This window comes from Chryseobacterium sp. GQ58, assembly GCF_059758895.1.
Window position 1 is genome coordinate 99630 of sequence record NZ_JCAXEH010000005.1, and the last position, 15061, is coordinate 114690.

Annotated in this window: 15 protein-coding genes; 8 read left to right on the plus strand and 7 right to left on the minus strand. The window is 33.4% G+C overall.

What is annotated here, in order from left to right:
* The first annotated feature begins 59 nt into the window (after positions 1 to 59).
* Positions 60 to 794, plus strand: coding sequence for an SDR family NAD(P)-dependent oxidoreductase (locus AC6CHK_RS13775; RefSeq protein WP_498097091.1), 735 nt, complete (start codon positions 60 to 62; stop codon positions 792 to 794).
* 561 nt (positions 795 to 1355) lie between these two features.
* On the opposite strand, the gene ligD is transcribed toward AC6CHK_RS13775, so the two are convergent.
* The 3 genes from ligD to ku all read right to left on the minus strand — a co-directional run bounded on the left by ligD (position 1356) and on the right by ku (position 4710).
* Positions 1356 to 3245 carry a DNA ligase D gene (gene ligD / locus AC6CHK_RS13780; RefSeq protein WP_498097093.1) on the minus strand — a complete coding sequence of 630 codons (1890 nt, stop codon included), beginning with the start codon at positions 3243 to 3245 and terminating at the stop codon, positions 1356 to 1358.
* Between the two features lie 77 nt (positions 3246 to 3322).
* Entirely contained in the window at positions 3323 to 3925 is a 603-nt protein-coding gene (locus AC6CHK_RS13785; RefSeq protein WP_498097095.1) for a DNA polymerase ligase N-terminal domain-containing protein, read from the minus strand.
* Entirely contained in the window at positions 3925 to 4710 is a 786-nt protein-coding gene (gene ku, locus AC6CHK_RS13790) for a non-homologous end joining protein Ku (protein ID WP_498097097.1), read from the minus strand. Before ku ends, AC6CHK_RS13785 begins: the two co-directional genes overlap by 1 nt.
* A 299-nt stretch (positions 4711 to 5009) precedes the next feature.
* Here ku and AC6CHK_RS13795 point away from each other — a divergent pair, with 299 nt between their 5' ends.
* The gene (locus AC6CHK_RS13795; RefSeq protein WP_498097099.1) at positions 5010 to 5858 is read left to right on the plus strand and encodes a mechanosensitive ion channel family protein; all 849 of its coding nucleotides are present in this window, start codon (positions 5010 to 5012) and stop codon (positions 5856 to 5858) included.
* Between the two features lie 89 nt (positions 5859 to 5947).
* Here the strand turns inward: AC6CHK_RS13795 and aspS are convergent, their stop codons facing one another.
* Positions 5948 to 7702, minus strand: a complete 1755-nt coding sequence (gene aspS, locus AC6CHK_RS13800) for an aspartate--tRNA ligase (RefSeq protein ID WP_498097101.1) — start codon at positions 7700 to 7702, stop codon at positions 5948 to 5950.
* Between the two features lie 139 nt (positions 7703 to 7841).
* Entirely contained in the window at positions 7842 to 8276 is a 435-nt protein-coding gene (locus AC6CHK_RS13805) for an ankyrin repeat domain-containing protein (RefSeq protein WP_498097103.1), read from the minus strand.
* Between the two features lie 305 nt (positions 8277 to 8581).
* Here AC6CHK_RS13805 and AC6CHK_RS13810 point away from each other — a divergent pair, with 305 nt between their 5' ends.
* From AC6CHK_RS13810 to AC6CHK_RS13830, 5 genes are all read left to right on the plus strand, one after another.
* The gene (locus AC6CHK_RS13810; RefSeq protein WP_498097105.1) at positions 8582 to 9070 is read left to right on the plus strand and encodes a DinB family protein; all 489 of its coding nucleotides are present in this window, start codon (positions 8582 to 8584) and stop codon (positions 9068 to 9070) included.
* Positions 9058 to 9771: an NRDE family protein gene (locus AC6CHK_RS13815; RefSeq protein WP_498097107.1), complete on the plus strand. Its 714-nt coding sequence runs from the start codon at positions 9058 to 9060 to the stop codon at positions 9769 to 9771. Before AC6CHK_RS13810 ends, AC6CHK_RS13815 begins: the two co-directional genes overlap by 13 nt.
* Positions 9749 to 10801: an ATP-grasp domain-containing protein gene (locus tag AC6CHK_RS13820; protein ID WP_498097109.1), complete on the plus strand. Its 1053-nt coding sequence runs from the start codon at positions 9749 to 9751 to the stop codon at positions 10799 to 10801. Before AC6CHK_RS13815 ends, AC6CHK_RS13820 begins: the two co-directional genes overlap by 23 nt.
* A gap of 107 nt (positions 10802 to 10908) precedes the next feature.
* Positions 10909 to 12303, plus strand: coding sequence for an MATE family efflux transporter (locus AC6CHK_RS13825; protein WP_498097111.1), 1395 nt, complete (start codon positions 10909 to 10911; stop codon positions 12301 to 12303).
* An 86-nt stretch (positions 12304 to 12389) separates the two neighbouring features.
* A complete protein-coding gene (locus AC6CHK_RS13830) occupies positions 12390 to 12506 on the plus strand; it encodes a 30S ribosomal protein THX (RefSeq protein WP_498097113.1) in 117 nt (38 codons plus the stop codon).
* 46 nt (positions 12507 to 12552) lie between these two features.
* Here AC6CHK_RS13830 and AC6CHK_RS13835 read toward each other — a convergent pair whose 3' ends face one another.
* Together AC6CHK_RS13835 and AC6CHK_RS13840 are read right to left on the minus strand one after the other, a co-directional pair.
* Positions 12553 to 13206 (minus strand): DUF937 domain-containing protein, encoded by a 654-nt coding sequence (locus AC6CHK_RS13835; protein ID WP_498097115.1) that lies wholly within the window; start codon positions 13204 to 13206, stop codon positions 12553 to 12555.
* A 101-nt stretch (positions 13207 to 13307) separates the two neighbouring features.
* Positions 13308 to 13817 carry a DUF2480 family protein gene (locus AC6CHK_RS13840; protein WP_498097117.1) on the minus strand — a complete coding sequence of 170 codons (510 nt, stop codon included), beginning with the start codon at positions 13815 to 13817 and terminating at the stop codon, positions 13308 to 13310.
* Positions 13818 to 13926: 109 nt separating this feature from the next.
* On the opposite strand from AC6CHK_RS13840, the gene lpxB reads away from it, so the two are divergent.
* Complete coding sequence (gene lpxB, locus AC6CHK_RS13845; RefSeq protein ID WP_498097119.1) at positions 13927 to 15036, plus strand: lipid-A-disaccharide synthase; 1110 nt, start codon at positions 13927 to 13929, stop codon at positions 15034 to 15036.
* Positions 15037 to 15061: the final 25 nt, after the last annotated feature.

Here is a 15061-nt window from a genome sequence, read left to right on the forward strand (position 1 = left end):
ATACCTTAACTTCAAACTTAATGGTTCAAATTTATTTTTAAATAAAATATCTTTGCCTAATGAGTCAATACACAAGCAAAACCGTTCTTATTCTGGGCGCAAATTCAGATGTTGCAAAACAATGCATCAAGCAATATTCAGAAAAAGGATTTTCAATAATTGCAGCTTCTCGAAATACAAAATCTTTGGAAGATTTTATTGATAAAAATAATTTAGGACAATCAAAAATTGAAGTTTTACATTTTGATGCAGAAGACTTTGATTCACATCAAGAATTTTATAATAAACTTCCGGTAAAACCTAATATTGTAGTTTACGCAGCAGGATTTTTAGTTGATAACGAAAAAGCGTTGAGAGATTTTAAAGGAGCTCAGCAAATGGTGAAAGTTAATTACATGGGCGCAGTTTCTATCCTGAATATTATTGCGATGGACGAAAACAATAAAAACTTAGAAAAAATCATTGGACTTTCTTCACTTTCAGGAGTAAGAGGACGAAAAAGCAATTTCGTTTACGGAAGTACAAAAGCAGCTTTTACGCAATATTTAGCAGGCTTAAGACAGGAATTGGCTTCAAGAAAAATAGTCGTTAATGCTTTGGTAATCGGATATATCCGTACGAAAATTAATGAAGGATTACAATTGAACGAATCATTAATCATGGAACCGGATTATGTTGCAAAACATATTGTCAATGCCGGAAATTCTTTCACCATTGTTCCTAATTTTAAATGGAAATTGATTTATTTTATTTTGAAAATTTTACCGGAAAATTTAGTGGCGAAGTTGCCATAATTATTTTTTCATTATAGACTTTTTATTTAAAAAGTCTATAATATTTTGATACTGATCAGTCTCCTCTTCATTCACAATATATTAAAAGGTGTGCCCATTTTAGCTGTAATATAAAGTGTTTTTCCTGAAATCTCGTACGAAACATATTTCCAAATACTTCTAATATCATACTGCTCAGTTTTAAGATAGAAAGAATTTTCATCAAAATATAACTCTGAAACCGGACTAAATTTTTTAAGTTCTGATATATGTTTATTTATTTTAGAAATATAAGTTGTTTTGTTGAAATAAAATATTATAAAGTATAAAACACAACAAATTACCAAAAAAAATCCGAGAAATTTCACAAAGTCTATTCTACTTCTATTCTCGTTGAAAAAGCTATCAATAATAACAAGAAATAATGTAATAAAGAAAAAATTCTTTAATAGCGATGGTAATTTTCTCTTCCATGAAAAAAAATAATATTTTTCAAGCTGCTTCCTTGTAATTTTTTCATTAAAATTTATGAATACTTGTAAAGTACTTTTCATCATGTTTGTTTTGAGCAAAAATATAGATTTACTCCAAATCCTGCAACATTTCCAAAGCCTTTATCATATCTATTCCTTTTCCTAGAACAGGCTTAAACAAATCTCCTTTTTCTTTAATTCTTTCCAAAGCATTATGAATGTTAAAATCAGTTGGTTTCATACCGGGTTTCACTTCGTCCCATTCCAAAGGCATTGAGACGGCGGCTCCTTCTTTTGGACGCAAGCTGTATGTGCTCGCCAAAGTCTGGCCTGTCCTGTTTTGAAGATAATCGAGATAAATTTTCTTATCATCTCTTTTCTGCAAACTCCTTTCTAAAGTGGTGATTTTTGGAAGTTTTTCATGAACCTGCTTCATCAAAATATGCGCAAAATCTTTTACTTGGTCAAAATCATATTTTCCACCCATCGGAATATAAACATGTATTCCCGTACTTCCCGAAGTTTTGCAATAACCTTTGATTTTAATTGAATTTAAAACCTCATTCACTTGTAAAGCTGTTTCAATTACATGATCAAAAGTATTTTTTTTCGATGGATCAAGATCTAAAACCAAGAAATCCGGATGATCCAAATCGGGAAGCGAACTGTTCCATGGATTAAGATCAATACATCCCAAATTATTCAAATAAGCCAAAGTAGCTTTGTCGTTACAGTAAATATAATCAATATATTTATCGTTGGATTCCGAATAAACCTGCGTTGTTTTTACCCACTCCGGAATATTGTCACTTGCATCTTTTTGATAAAAACTTTGCTCCTCAATTCCATTTGGAAAACGGTTTAAGGAAAGAGGACGGTTTTTCAAATGAGGCAAAATATATTCTGCAACAGACTGATAATATTCTACCACATCACCTTTTGTAATGTCATCTTTCGGAAAATAAATCTTATCCTGATTTGTTAATTTTACAGAATGTCGATTTAGAGTTACTTCTTTTTCTTTTTCAGAAGGTTTAGCTGTTTTTTTTGGAGAAGTTTTAGCTTTCATTTCTTTAGGTTTTTCATTAATCTGACTCTTTTCATTCGTCGTAATTTCAGTCTCTTCAGGATCTTTATCTTCACGAATTGCTACAAAAACAGGATGTCGGAAGATTCCGTCTTTGGTAATTTCAGAGAACTTTATTTCGCAGACCAATTCAGGTTTTGTCCATGTTACAGGCATATTGGTTTTAGGCCTTTTTTCAAAAGGAGAAGTTTTTACAACCAATTTTAATAATCTTTGATGAAGCAGATTCAAAGATTCTTTATTAAAACCGGTTCCTGTATGTCCGGCATAGATTAATTTTCCATCAGTATATTTTCCTAAAATTAAAGCTCCAAAACCTTTTCTTGAACCTCTTGGCTCCGTAAATCCACAAATAATAACCTCTTCGGTATTGGTAAATTTTATTTTCAGCCAATCGGAAGTTCTGTGATTTTGAATATACTGACTGTCTGCTTTTTTGGCGATCATGCCTTCAAGCTGCATTTTTTTCATTTGGTTAAAAAAATCGATGCCTTTTTTGGGAATATGATCGCAATATTTAATGACATCGGTTTCAATTAAAGCTTCTTTTAACAGTTCTTTTCGTTGTAAAAGAGGAAGCTCTTCCGTCGAATGTCCATTCAGCCAAAGCAAATCAAAAACCTGATAAACTAAAGCTAAATTTGGATTGTCGCCAATTTGTTGAAGCAATTGAAAACTAGGTTTCCCGTTTTCATCATAAGCTACAATTTCACCGTCAATAATCATTTTGTGGGTTTGATTATCAAAATCTTGGGATACTTTTTCAAATTTTGATAAAAAAGAAATTCCGTTTCTGGAATAGAAAAGCGGCTCATCGTTGCTAAGATCTGCAATTGCCCGGTAACCGTCCCACTTTATCTCAAAAACCCAATTTTCATCATCGAATGCTTCTCCGGATAATTTGGCAAGCATTGGTTTGATGAAACTTTTCAGTTTCTTTTCGTCAACTAAAGAATTAAATCTTTGGAATCTGGGTTTTGTTTCAGACGTTACGGCTTCTTTTTGGCGCTTTTTAGGCTTTTTTTTTCCTCGATAAATTTTGTAACTAATGATTTCGGTGAAGTATTTTCTTCTGCATCATATCCGCTTACCGCAAATTCATCTTTATGCTTAATTAAAAGCCACGAATTTTCTTCGGTATTTTTCATTTTTACCAAAGCAAATTCGCCTTTTAGTTTTTTTCCGTGTAGAATAAATTTTAAAGATCCGGCGTGAAGCTCCTTAAGTAATTCTTTTTCATCAGAAAGCTTAGAATTTTCTTCTAAAGGTTCGTAAGTTCCGCTGTCCCAAATTTCCACCTGTCCGGCTCCGTAATTTCCTTCCGGAATATTTCCTTCAAAATCTTTATAATCGTAAGGATGATCTTCAACCATCATAGCCAAACGTTTGTCTTTCGGGTCTAAAGACGGACCTTTCGGAACTGCCCAACTTTTTAAAACTCCTTCCATTTCCAAACGGAAATCATAATGAAGGCGTGACGCAGCATGCCTCTGAATCACAAAAATAAGTTTGTCTTTACTTTTTTTCTTTTTGCCTTTTGGTTCGCTTGTTTCGTCGAATTTCCGTTTTTCGTTATAATTTTTGAGAGCCATTACGATGCACTTTTAGATTTTGGACTTTGTAAACTGGCCTTTAATTGCGCCATGAGATCAATCACTTTACCTTCTTTTGCAGGCTCAGCTTTTTTAGCTTTTACATTCTTACCTTTCGCTTTTTGCTTGATGATTTTCATTAAAGATTCGGAATAAGTATCTTTATACATTTCAGGATCAAACTCTTGCGAAAGCTGTTCAATAAGGCTTACGGCCATTTTTAGTTCAGCAGGTTTCGGAGCTTTTTTAGCAGGAATTTTTAAGTCTTTATAATCCCTGATTTCTTGTGCAAAACGCATTCGGTTTAAAACAAGGATTTCATCATTATAAGGACGAATCATTCCGATCGCTTCACTTTCACGAAGAACAAACGTTCCGACACCAACCATTTTTGTTTGTGACAACGCTTTTAATAAAAGTCTGTAAGCATTTTCACCATTCTTTTGAGGTTCGAGAAAATAGGGGTTTTCAAAGTAAACGCTGTCAACTTCATCCTCTTTTACAAACTGATCGATAGAAAGAATTTTGCTTTTTTCGGGACTTGCGGCTTCATAATCTTCATCTTCGAGAATGATGTATCTGTCGTCCATGAGATAACCTTTTACAATGTTTTCCCACTTTACTTCTTTGCCTGTATTTTCATTTACCCTTTTGAATTTTATATTCGAAAAATCAGATTTATCGAGCATATCCAAATCCAGTTTTGTGGTTTCGACAGCCGAATAAATTTTTACAGGAATATTAACTAATCCAAAACCAATGGCACCATTCCAAATTGCTTTCATTGTCTTACATTTTGGGTAAGATTCTGCAATGATTGTGCCGAGTGATTTAACATAATTAATGAAGCTGGTTTCGATCAGAATTTTACAATTAAAATTTTTATTTTTTCAGTTAATTGTTCGCCTAATATATCTGGATTAGCGATCATCTTTCAGTTTTTCAAAATTTACTACCTTTGTTTTTTCTATTTCTGAAAGAAGTCAGTCTTCTTTTTAATAGCCAAATTTTCGACGACGTTTATTTTTAGTAATGTTGAAAATTATCTGCAATTCGAATTTTAATAATACTAAAGATTTTTTTAATGAAAGATTTAAATCTAAGAAATGTACAAGACAATTGGGAAAATTTTATAACGTCGGCTGTCGCCATGGCACCGAGAATTATTACAGCTTTAATTTCGGCCATTCTTATATTTATAATTGGAAGATGGATTATAAGCTTGCTGAAAAAGCTGATCAAAAAAGCGTTCATAAAGAAAGATGTAGAAATTTCTTTGCAAAAGTTTATGCTAAATGTTATTACTTGGGTTTTTAATATTTTGCTTTTCATCATTGTGGTTACGCAGCTTGGCGTACAGACATCCGCTTTTGTGGCAATTATTGGTGCTGCAGGTTTGGCTATTGGTTTAGCTTTGCAGGGTTCGTTGGCTAATTTTGCCGGAGGAATTTTAATTTTACTGCTCAAACCTTTCAAAGTAGGTGATTATATTGAAGTAAAATCCGGAGAATCCGGAACGGTACATATGATTGATATTTTTCACACAAGGCTTATTACCCCACAAAATCAAATGGTTATAATTCCCAACGGTGATGTTTCAAATAACAGCATTACAAACTACACTCATTTGGGCACACGACGGACATGGTTTAATATCGGTGTTTCTTATAATGCAAATCTTAATGAAGCGAAAGACATTCTTTTAAAAGTAATTAGAAATAACGAGTACGCATTTGATGAGCCTGCGCCTCAAGTTGTAGTAACGGAATTGGGCGATAGTGCTATAAATTTATCGATAAGAGCAACGACTTCTTTGGAAAATTTCTGGACAATGAATGAAGAGCTAATCATTAATTGCAAAAGAGCACTTGATAATGCAGGAATTGAAATCCCGTTTCCGCAAAGAGATTTGCATATTTACAAAAGTTCTTAGGAGTTGAACATGAAAGAGAACTCAAACCCACTTCTCACTTATGGAATTGTACTTAACAAAAAAGCGGAGAAAAAATCCCCGCTTCTAATTTATGCTTTTAAATTCAATTTCAATTCCAGTTCATCGAGCTGTTCATCAGCAATTGCAGCTGGTGCATCGATCATTACATCACGCCCTGAATTATTTTTAGGAAAAGCGATATAATCTCTGATTACTTCGTTTCCGTCAAGAATTGCTACCAAACGGTCAAATCCGAAAGCCAAACCACCGTGAGGCGGAGCTCCGTATTTAAAGGCATTCATTAAGAATCCAAACTGAGCTTCTGCTTCTTCTTTCGAGAACCCTAATAAATCAAACATTCTTGATTGAAGATCTTTATCGAAGATTCTGATTGAACCTCCGCCGATTTCGTTACCGTTAAGAACCATATCGTAAGCGTTGGCTCTTGCTTTTCCGGGATCAGTTTCCAATAAATGGATGTCTTCCGGTTTTGGAGAGGTGAAAGGGTGGTGCATTGCGTGGTAACGCCCGCTTTCTTCGTCAAATTCCAATAACGGGAAATCAACAACCCAAAGTGGTGCGAAAACATCTCCTTTTCTTAATCCTAAACGGTTTCCAAGTTCCATTCTTAAAGCAGAAAGCTGAGTTCTTACTTTGTGCTCGTTTCCGGAAAGGATCAACATTAAATCGCCTTCTTTCGCTCCGAATTTCTCGATGATTTTCGCTAAATCTTCCTCGTTGTAAAATTTATTTACAGAAGAAATTTTCACACCATCATTCTGGAATTTAACCCAAACCATTCCTGAAGCTCCGATTTGAGGTCTTTTAACCCAATCAACAAGCTCGTCGATTTGCTTTCTTGTGTAATCTGCACAACCTTCAACATTAATTCCGACAATCAATTCTGCGTCGTCAAATATTTTGAAATCTTTTCCTTTTACTAAGTCATTCAACTCCACGAATTCCATTCCGAAACGGATATCCGGTTTGTCGTTTCCATATTTCTGCATCGCATCAGCGAAAGTCATTCTTGGAAAAGCTCCGAATTCCTGACCTGTGATATCTTTTATCAATGTTTTCGTCATTCCTTCAAAAACATTCATCACATCTTCCTGATCTACGAAAGCCATTTCACAGTCGATTTGTGTAAATTCCGGCTGTCTGTCTGCTCTTAAATCTTCATCACGGAAACATTTTACGATCTGGAAATATTTATCCATTCCACCTACCATCAACAATTGTTTGAAAGTCTGCGGAGACTGTGGTAATGCATAAAACTGGCCCGGATTCATTCTGCTTGGTACAACGAAGTCTCTTGCTCCTTCCGGAGTAGATTTGATTAAAACCGGAGTTTCAACCTCGATAAATCCTTCGTCTGAAAGATAATTTCTCACTTTCTGCGCCATTTTGTGACGGAAGATTAATTTATCTCTTACCGGAGCTCTTCTTATATCCAGGTAACGGTATTTCATTCTCAATTCTTCACCACCGTCCGTTTCATCTTCAATCGTGAAAGGCGGAAGCTGAGATTCATTAAGAACTCCTAATTTTTCAACTAAAATTTCAATTTCTCCTGTTGGAATATTGGGGTTTTTGCTTACTCTTTCGATGACTTTTCCTGTCACCTGAATTACAAATTCACGTCCCAGTTTTTTAGCATTTTCCATCAATTCCGCTGAAGAACGGTCTTGGTCGAAAACCAACTGAGTAATCCCGTAACGATCTCGAAGATCTATCCAAATCATAAATCCTTTATCACGAATGGTTTGTACCCATCCTGAAAGTGTAACTTCTTCATTAAGATTTTTGAGAGACAATTCTCCGTTGGTGTGCGATCGAAACATAATTATTTGTTTAAAGTTCTATATTTAAGGTTCAATGTCTTGAGCCTTGAATTTTCGTTTGCAAAGATAAGATTTTTGAGGGGTTTAAAAACAAAAAAAACTTCCCGAAAGAAGTTTAAATGTATCTGAAATCTTTTTATTACAGAATTGCTGCAAGATCAGATTTTTGGTTTTTAACGGCTATATCTTTTGCAGTTTCGCCGTTTGCGTTTTTCAATGATTTATTTGCTCCTTTTTTGAGTAAAGATTTTGCCATGTCCAGTTTACCGTATCTGGCCGCAACCATCAATGGAGATTGATTGTTGCAAACGCGGTTGATGTCTGTGCTATTTGCCAGCATAAAATTAAAGATATTTTTCTTTTCAAATTTTACGCTTAATGCAAGAAGGTCGTAAGAATTTTCTTTCATAGAAAGACATTTATTTAAATCATCTTTCTTAAAAACTTTTTTGAAGGCCTCTAAGTTATCTGTTTGGAAAACTCTTCTCTGTTCTTTAGAAACTTCTTGTGCAAATAAAATATTTGAAAAAACGAATATTCCGAAAATAAAGGTTGTAGTAATTATTCTTTTCATAATTTTTCTTTTGTATATAAAGCAATATAAATTAAAATTCAATAAACTTCAAAATTAAGATTTTAATGTGAACATTATAATATTTTCATACGAATTTATATAAATTTTTTAAAAACAATGTTTATACATTTATAAATAAAGAATAGATAAGCAGTGACGTTTGAAAAAAAACTCGTAAATATCAACTTTCAGTAAATAATTTTTGCATATCTTCATGTTTTTGCGATACTTTATGGTGTTGTTTTTGCAGTTTAAAATTTTCAAAAAAAGCCTTTTTATCAATCCTTAAAGATATTACCGTCTAAATGATAAACGATATAGAAAAAAATCTGAAAGATATGGCTGGCGTTTTAAACGGAATGTCAGACGAATTATATAGCCGAAAGAGTCATTACCTTTTTGGAAGCACAATTGGAAAACATATTCGTCATATTCTTGAAATTTATGATGTGCTGCTTGCAGGATATTCTGAAGGTAAATTTTCGTTTGACCACAGAGAAAGGAATCAATATCTGGAAGAGAATGTACAGGAAATGCAAAATATGATCAATAAAATTATTTCTGAAATCAAAAAACAAGATAAGGAACTTTTGTGTGTGGTTTCAAATCATAACGGAGAATTAGAACATCTTAAAACCACTTATTTCAGGGAAATGTTATACTGTTTTGAGCATGGGATTCATCATCAGGCTTTAATAAAAGTTGCTTTGAAAGAATTTGAATGGAAAAATATTCCGCATGATTTCGGGGTTGCTCCGTCTACAATAAAATTTCGTTTGGAATGTGCACAGTAAGTTTTTTTAATACCGGTAATTCTCTGATTTTCACGTCAAGCAGAGATGAAAAAAAAGATCGAAAAAAGGCTGTCTTTCCGGAAATTTTTGCGCTGGAAAACAACGTCTTGTATTTCCCAAAAGATAAAAAAGCCACCGGAACCTGGTTTGTAGCAGATGAAAATGGAGATGTCGCTATTCTTTTAAACGGAGCTTTTCAAAAGCACGAAAACAAATCTTCTTACAGGAAAAGCAGAGGAATTATTCTTTTAGATTTAGCCAAAAGCAAAAATATTCTGGATGAATTCCGATATTATAACCTTTTCGAAATTGAACCTTTTCAACTGCTTGTATTTTCTCAAAAAAAACTGTTCAGATTGCTTTGGGATGGAAAAGATAAACATGAAATTGTTTTGAATAAAGATGAAAACCATTTATTGTCTTCCAAAACGCTTTATAATGACCAAATTGTAAATGAAAGAAAAAATATATTTGAAAATTTTCAAAAAAAAGAAAATATCAATGCAGATGAAATTTTAAAATTCCATAAAAATCATCAGATAGAAAAAGAACCCAATATTGAAGAAATTATAAAAGAAAAGTTTATCACGGTAAGCATTACACAACTTATTATCACAAATCAGGATATAGAATTTTGTTACAATGATTTGATTGTAAACACAAAACAGATCAAGAAAATTGGAAAAAGAACTTTGGTTTAAGCTCAAATACAAATGGCACAGAATTACACATTGGGAATATTGGCCAATGTGGGCAATCTATTTTCCCTGCATCTTTTATTATTTTTGGATTAGTTTAAAATCCAGGTCTTTCGGTTTTTTTAAAGCGGTAAATCCAGCAATTCCACATGGCGGAATGACTTTAGAAAATAAAAACTTTGTCAATCAGCTTATTCCTCAAAAATTCAGGGCAAAATCTTTTTTTCTGCATAAAAAAACAGATATAAATGATGCTTTAAATATTATTGCTCAAAATAATCTGAATTTTCCTGTTATTTTAAAACCAAATAGCGGCTGCAGAGGAAGAAATGTAGAATTGATCAAAAGCCAAAATCAATTGGAAAATTACCTGCAAAACTTTGATAATGAAGATCTTTTATTGGAAGAATATATTAATTTTCATAATGAAATAGGTGTTTTTTATATCAGATTCCCAAATAATAAAACAGGTTTTATCAGCGGAATTGTTGAGAAAAAAGGTGTTGAGGTTTTCGGCGACGGTAAACAAAATTTGGGTGAGCTGGTAAAATACAATTTCAGGTATCACCACTTTTATCCGAATATTTTTCTTAACAGTGATTTTGATGAAAAGTATATTCCTAAACCAAATGAAAAAATACTTTTAAGCAGTATCGGAAACCATGCAAGAGGCGCTACTTTTTTTGATAGTTCGCATAAAATATCAAATCAGTTAGAAGAAGTATTTAATGATGTTTGTTCTCATATTGAAGGATTTTATTACGGAAGGTTTGATGTGAAATTTAATTCGTGGGAAGAGTTGGAAAATGGTGAGAATTTTAAAATTATCGAACTCAATGGCGCTGCTTCGGAGCCCACTTTTATTTATGATCCTAAAAGATCGTATTTTTCAGCTGTAAAAGAAATTACCACACATTGGGATTATATGTATCAAATCGCAAAAATCAATAAAGAAAAAGGTCATCATTTTACAAAGATTGATGAATGCTGGACTTTATTTAAAGAATTTAATCCGTTTTCTATTAATAGCTGATTTCCTAAGAATCTACAAATAAAATTAATCTAAATTTTTTGTAAAACTTTTCATATGATAATTATTTATCTTTTCTGAAGTTATACTTTTGGCACAGATAAATGATTATGACCAAATATATTGATTTCCTGAAAAAAGCATTAGGCGGAGAAAATATAGATTATACCAAAATCAACATAAGAAGTGCTGTGCTTCTTTTAGCGATTCCCATGATGCTGGAAATGGCGATGGAATCTGTATTTGCATTGGTAGATTTATATTTTGTAGGCCATCTTAAAGAAAGCAGTTTTGCTATACAAACTGTTGGTTTGACGGAATCTGTTCTTACCATTATTTATTCAATTGCGATTGGAATGAGTATGGCTGCTACGGCTGTCGTGGCAAGAAGAATAGGTGAAAAAAATCCCGAACAGGCTTCAAGAAGTGCTGCGCAGGCTATTGCTGTTTCGTTGATAATAACTTCTGTTTTAAGTTTGTTGGGAGTAATTTATGCTGAAGAAATCCTGATCTTGATGGGTTCTAAACCGGATGCAGCAGCTTACGGGAAAGATTTTACAAGAATCATGATGGGAAGCAGTATTATTATCATGCTTTTATTTTTAATTAACGGAATTTTCAGAGGAGCCGGAAATGCTGCAATTGCTATGAAAAGTCTTTGGATCGCCAATATCGCCAATATTATTCTCTGTCCGGTTTTAATAAAAGGTTTTGGTCCCGTTCCTGCAATGGGTTTAACGGGGGCTGCAATCGCCACCACAATCGGCAGAAGTATTGGAGTTTTGTATCAATTATATTATCTTTTGGTGGCCAATACAGATATCAGGATAAAATTAAGTTATTTCAAACCTGATTTCAAGCGAATAAAAGCTATCGTAAAAATTGCAACACCCGGAATTTTCCAATTTGTGATTGCATCCTGCAGCTGGATCTTTCTGGCTCAACTTGTAGCGACAACGGGGAGTGAAGATGCTTCTGCCGGATATCAGACCGCACTTCGATTGATGATGTTTTTTATGCTTCCAGCCTGGGGTTTGAGTAATGCAGCTTCTACTTTAGTAGGCCAGAATATGGGCGCCGGTGAAATGATCCGTGCCGAACAATCTGTAATGAAAACAGTAAAATACAACGTGATTTTTATGCTTTGTGTAAGTCTTATATTTTTTCTTTTAGGCGATTTTTTAGTGGGCTTTTTTACTGAAGATGAAAGCATAAAAAGTTTTGCTAAAAATGCACTTCACATTATGAGCATTGGTTTTGTTTTTTACGGAATCGGAATGGTTACCATCAACGCTTTCAATGGTGCGGGCGATACCTGGACACCAACCTGGTTGAATTTTTTCGGTTTTTGGATGTTTCAGATTCCTTTGGCTTATTTTCTTTCAAAATATTTAGAGATGGGACCGAAAGGCGTATTTATTTCAATACCGGTTGCAGAAACAGTTATTACAATCGTCGCTTTTATTTTATTTAAAAAAGGAAAATGGAAAAAAGTAAAGGTTTGATGAATTAAATATAAAATTTTAACGGTAATGCTTTGATTTTTAATCAGTAAATCTTAACTTCGTCATTAACCAAAAAATAATTTACTATGGGAAAGGGAGACAAAAAATCAAGGAGAGGAAAAATCACTAACGGAAGTTATGGTAAAAGAAGACCAAGAAAATCTTCAAAATCTCATCCTGTTGCTGAAAAAGCAAAAAATTAGACAAAAAAAGACCGAAAATAGTTTCGGTCTTTTTATTTTATTTAAATTATTTTCCAAAAATGCCGCCCAGAAGATCACCAAGACCACCTTGTTGTTTCTGCTGCTGGCCGCCGCCGTTTAAAACGCTTCCTAAAATATCATTCAAAGGATTGCCCGAAGATTGTGATTGTCCGCCGCCTAAAACACTTCCTAAAATATCGTTTAAAGGATTAGACTGCTGCTGTTGAGCCTGATTTTGTGCACCGCCTAAAATTCCACCCAATAAATCTCCTAAACCTCCGGCTCCGACATTATTCTGCTGTTTTTCTTTGCCAATATAACCCATGATTACAGGAGCAAGCATCGCTAAAATAGGTCCTATTTTGTCAATAGAAATTCCCGTATTTTGTGATAATTTGTTTTCTACAACGTTTTTATCATTTCCAAAAATGTGTGAAAGTATAGAACCTCCTTCGTTTTGTCTCGATTCAATTTGAGAAGTGTCATCCAGAATGCTTCCGTCGTGATCTTTATCTAAAGCATTATTCAGAGCTTCAGCCTCTTTTTCATCCTGCGATTTGTTTCTGAGATAAGAAATAACAAGTGGCGCAGCTACAGCCAAAAGTGCAATAATTTGATTTTTACTGATCCCGAATTTGCTTTCAGCCTTTTCCGCAACCTGATTTCCTGTGTTTCCTGTAAGTAGGTCAATTAAATTCATTTTGTGTTAAATATTTGGTTAGTACCTCAAAGTTATTGAAAATTATTACACAAAAAATGAATTAGCTTAAAAAACTCCTTTTGTATTTGTAAGTTTTTGTTTTAATTTTTAAAAATTGGGACATTCGAACAAGCTTCTCCAAACATCAGAGATTTTACAATCGGCTTCAGCTGTTCTACCAATTCAATGTAAGCATTTTCCGGGATTTCTTTATCGGAACAGCCTTTTACCAAAACTCTTTTGCCTTTCAATTCATCAAAATCATGCGTCTGGATTGCATTATGCATCAATATAACTTCGAGATCTTCTTTGCTTCCGAAAATTATTTTTTTAGTAACATCAGTCAATTTTGCTGTAATTAAAAAATAGGCCCAAAGCGGAACAATTGAATCGGCAGAATTATAAATATAAACATAATCACCCTGAAATTCTTCAGGATTGAGTGCTGCTACTTTTTCCCTGAAATCTTTTTCTTTTAAAATGATTCCTTCAAAAAGGAAATCTTTCAGGTCGATTCCTTTTCTGGCACCCTTCGGAACAAGATCGGTAAGATCAAAATTGACCAAACCGCTTGATGCTACTTTATTTTTTATTTCAAATTCTTCTGACATTTTTTATCATTATCTTTGAAGCAAATTTACTCAATTATAATTTGAATTTTGATGTTTGAGACTGTTGTTTCAATAGATAAAATCATTCATCGTTTATCAATTATCGTTCATGAAATATTACATCATTGCAGGTGAAGCTTCCGGAGATTTGCACGGAAGTAATTTAATGAAAGCTTTAAAAAAGAAAGATCCCAACGCCGATTTCAGGTTTTGGGGTGGAGATCTCATGGAAAAACAAGGCGGAACTTTGGTAAAACATTACCGTGAACTTGCTTTTATGGGTTTTCTTGAAGTTGCAATGAATTTAAGAACCATTTTAAATAATATTAAATTCTGCAAAACAGATATTAAAAATAATAAACCCGATGTATTAATTTTGGTTGATTATCCGGGCTTTAATTTAAGAATAGCAAAATTTGCCAAAGAACTCGGCATTAAGGTCGTTTATTATATTTCGCCTCAACTTTGGGCATGGAAGGAAGGACGGGTTGAGATTGTCAAAAAATATGTTGACGAAATGATGGTAATTCTTCCTTTTGAAGAAGAATTTTATAAAAAGCATCAGGTAAAATCTCACTTTGTCGGTCATCCGTTGCTTGATGCTATTTCAAGTCTTGAAAATATTGACGTTGAGGGTTTTAAAAAGGAAAATGACTTAAACGAAAAAGAAATTATAGCACTTTTACCAGGCTCCAGAAAACAGGAAGTTGAAAAAATGTTGGAAATTATGCTTTCCGTAAGACCTTATTTTGAAGATTATCAGTTTGTTATAGCCGGAGCGCCGAGTCTTGAAAAAGATTTTTATCAAAAATATGTTGACGAAAATGTGCATTTTGTATCCAATAAAACGTACGATTTGCTGAGGTGCTCAAAAGCGGCTTTGGTAACTTCGGGAACTGCAACGCTCGAAACCGCTTTGCTTAACGTTCCGGAAGTGGTTTGTTACCGAGGAAGCAAAATTTCTTACGCAATTGCCAAAAGACTTGTAAAACATATAAAATACATTTCACTTGTAAATCTTATCATGAATAAAGAAGTGGTTAAGGAATTGATTCAAAGTGAATTAAATACAAAAAATCTTGTTGAAGAACTTAATTTAATTATCAAAGGTTCGAAACGAGATCAGATCTTGCAAGAATATGATGTTCTAAAATCAAAGCTTGGCGGAAAAGGAGCAAGTGACAATGCAGCGAATATAATTTTACGAATTACCAGTTAATTTATTAATTTTTATTTCATTTTTA

Coding starts and splice junctions, on each gene's coding strand:
- AC6CHK_RS13775 (WP_498097091.1), top strand. CDS start 60: ATGAGTCAATACACAAGCAAAACCGTTCTTATTCTGGGCGCAAATTCA.
- ligD (WP_498097093.1), bottom strand. CDS start 3,245: ATGCTTGCCAAATTATCCGGAGAAGCATTCGATGATGAAAATTGGGTT.
- AC6CHK_RS13785 (WP_498097095.1), bottom strand. CDS start 3,925: ATGGCTCTCAAAAATTATAACGAAAAACGGAAATTCGACGAAACAAGC.
- ku (WP_498097097.1), bottom strand. CDS start 4,710: ATGAAAGCAATTTGGAATGGTGCCATTGGTTTTGGATTAGTTAATATT.
- AC6CHK_RS13795 (WP_498097099.1), top strand. CDS start 5,010: ATGAAAGATTTAAATCTAAGAAATGTACAAGACAATTGGGAAAATTTT.
- aspS (WP_498097101.1), bottom strand. CDS start 7,702: ATGTTTCGATCGCACACCAACGGAGAATTGTCTCTCAAAAATCTTAAT.
- AC6CHK_RS13805 (WP_498097103.1), bottom strand. CDS start 8,276: ATGAAAAGAATAATTACTACAACCTTTATTTTCGGAATATTCGTTTTT.
- AC6CHK_RS13810 (WP_498097105.1), top strand. CDS start 8,582: ATGATAAACGATATAGAAAAAAATCTGAAAGATATGGCTGGCGTTTTA.
- AC6CHK_RS13815 (WP_498097107.1), top strand. CDS start 9,058: ATGTGCACAGTAAGTTTTTTTAATACCGGTAATTCTCTGATTTTCACG.
- AC6CHK_RS13825 (WP_498097111.1), top strand. CDS start 10,909: ATGACCAAATATATTGATTTCCTGAAAAAAGCATTAGGCGGAGAAAAT.
- AC6CHK_RS13830 (WP_498097113.1), top strand. CDS start 12,390: ATGGGAAAGGGAGACAAAAAATCAAGGAGAGGAAAAATCACTAACGGA.
- AC6CHK_RS13835 (WP_498097115.1), bottom strand. CDS start 13,206: ATGAATTTAATTGACCTACTTACAGGAAACACAGGAAATCAGGTTGCG.
- AC6CHK_RS13840 (WP_498097117.1), bottom strand. CDS start 13,817: ATGTCAGAAGAATTTGAAATAAAAAATAAAGTAGCATCAAGCGGTTTG.
- lpxB (WP_498097119.1), top strand. CDS start 13,927: ATGAAATATTACATCATTGCAGGTGAAGCTTCCGGAGATTTGCACGGA.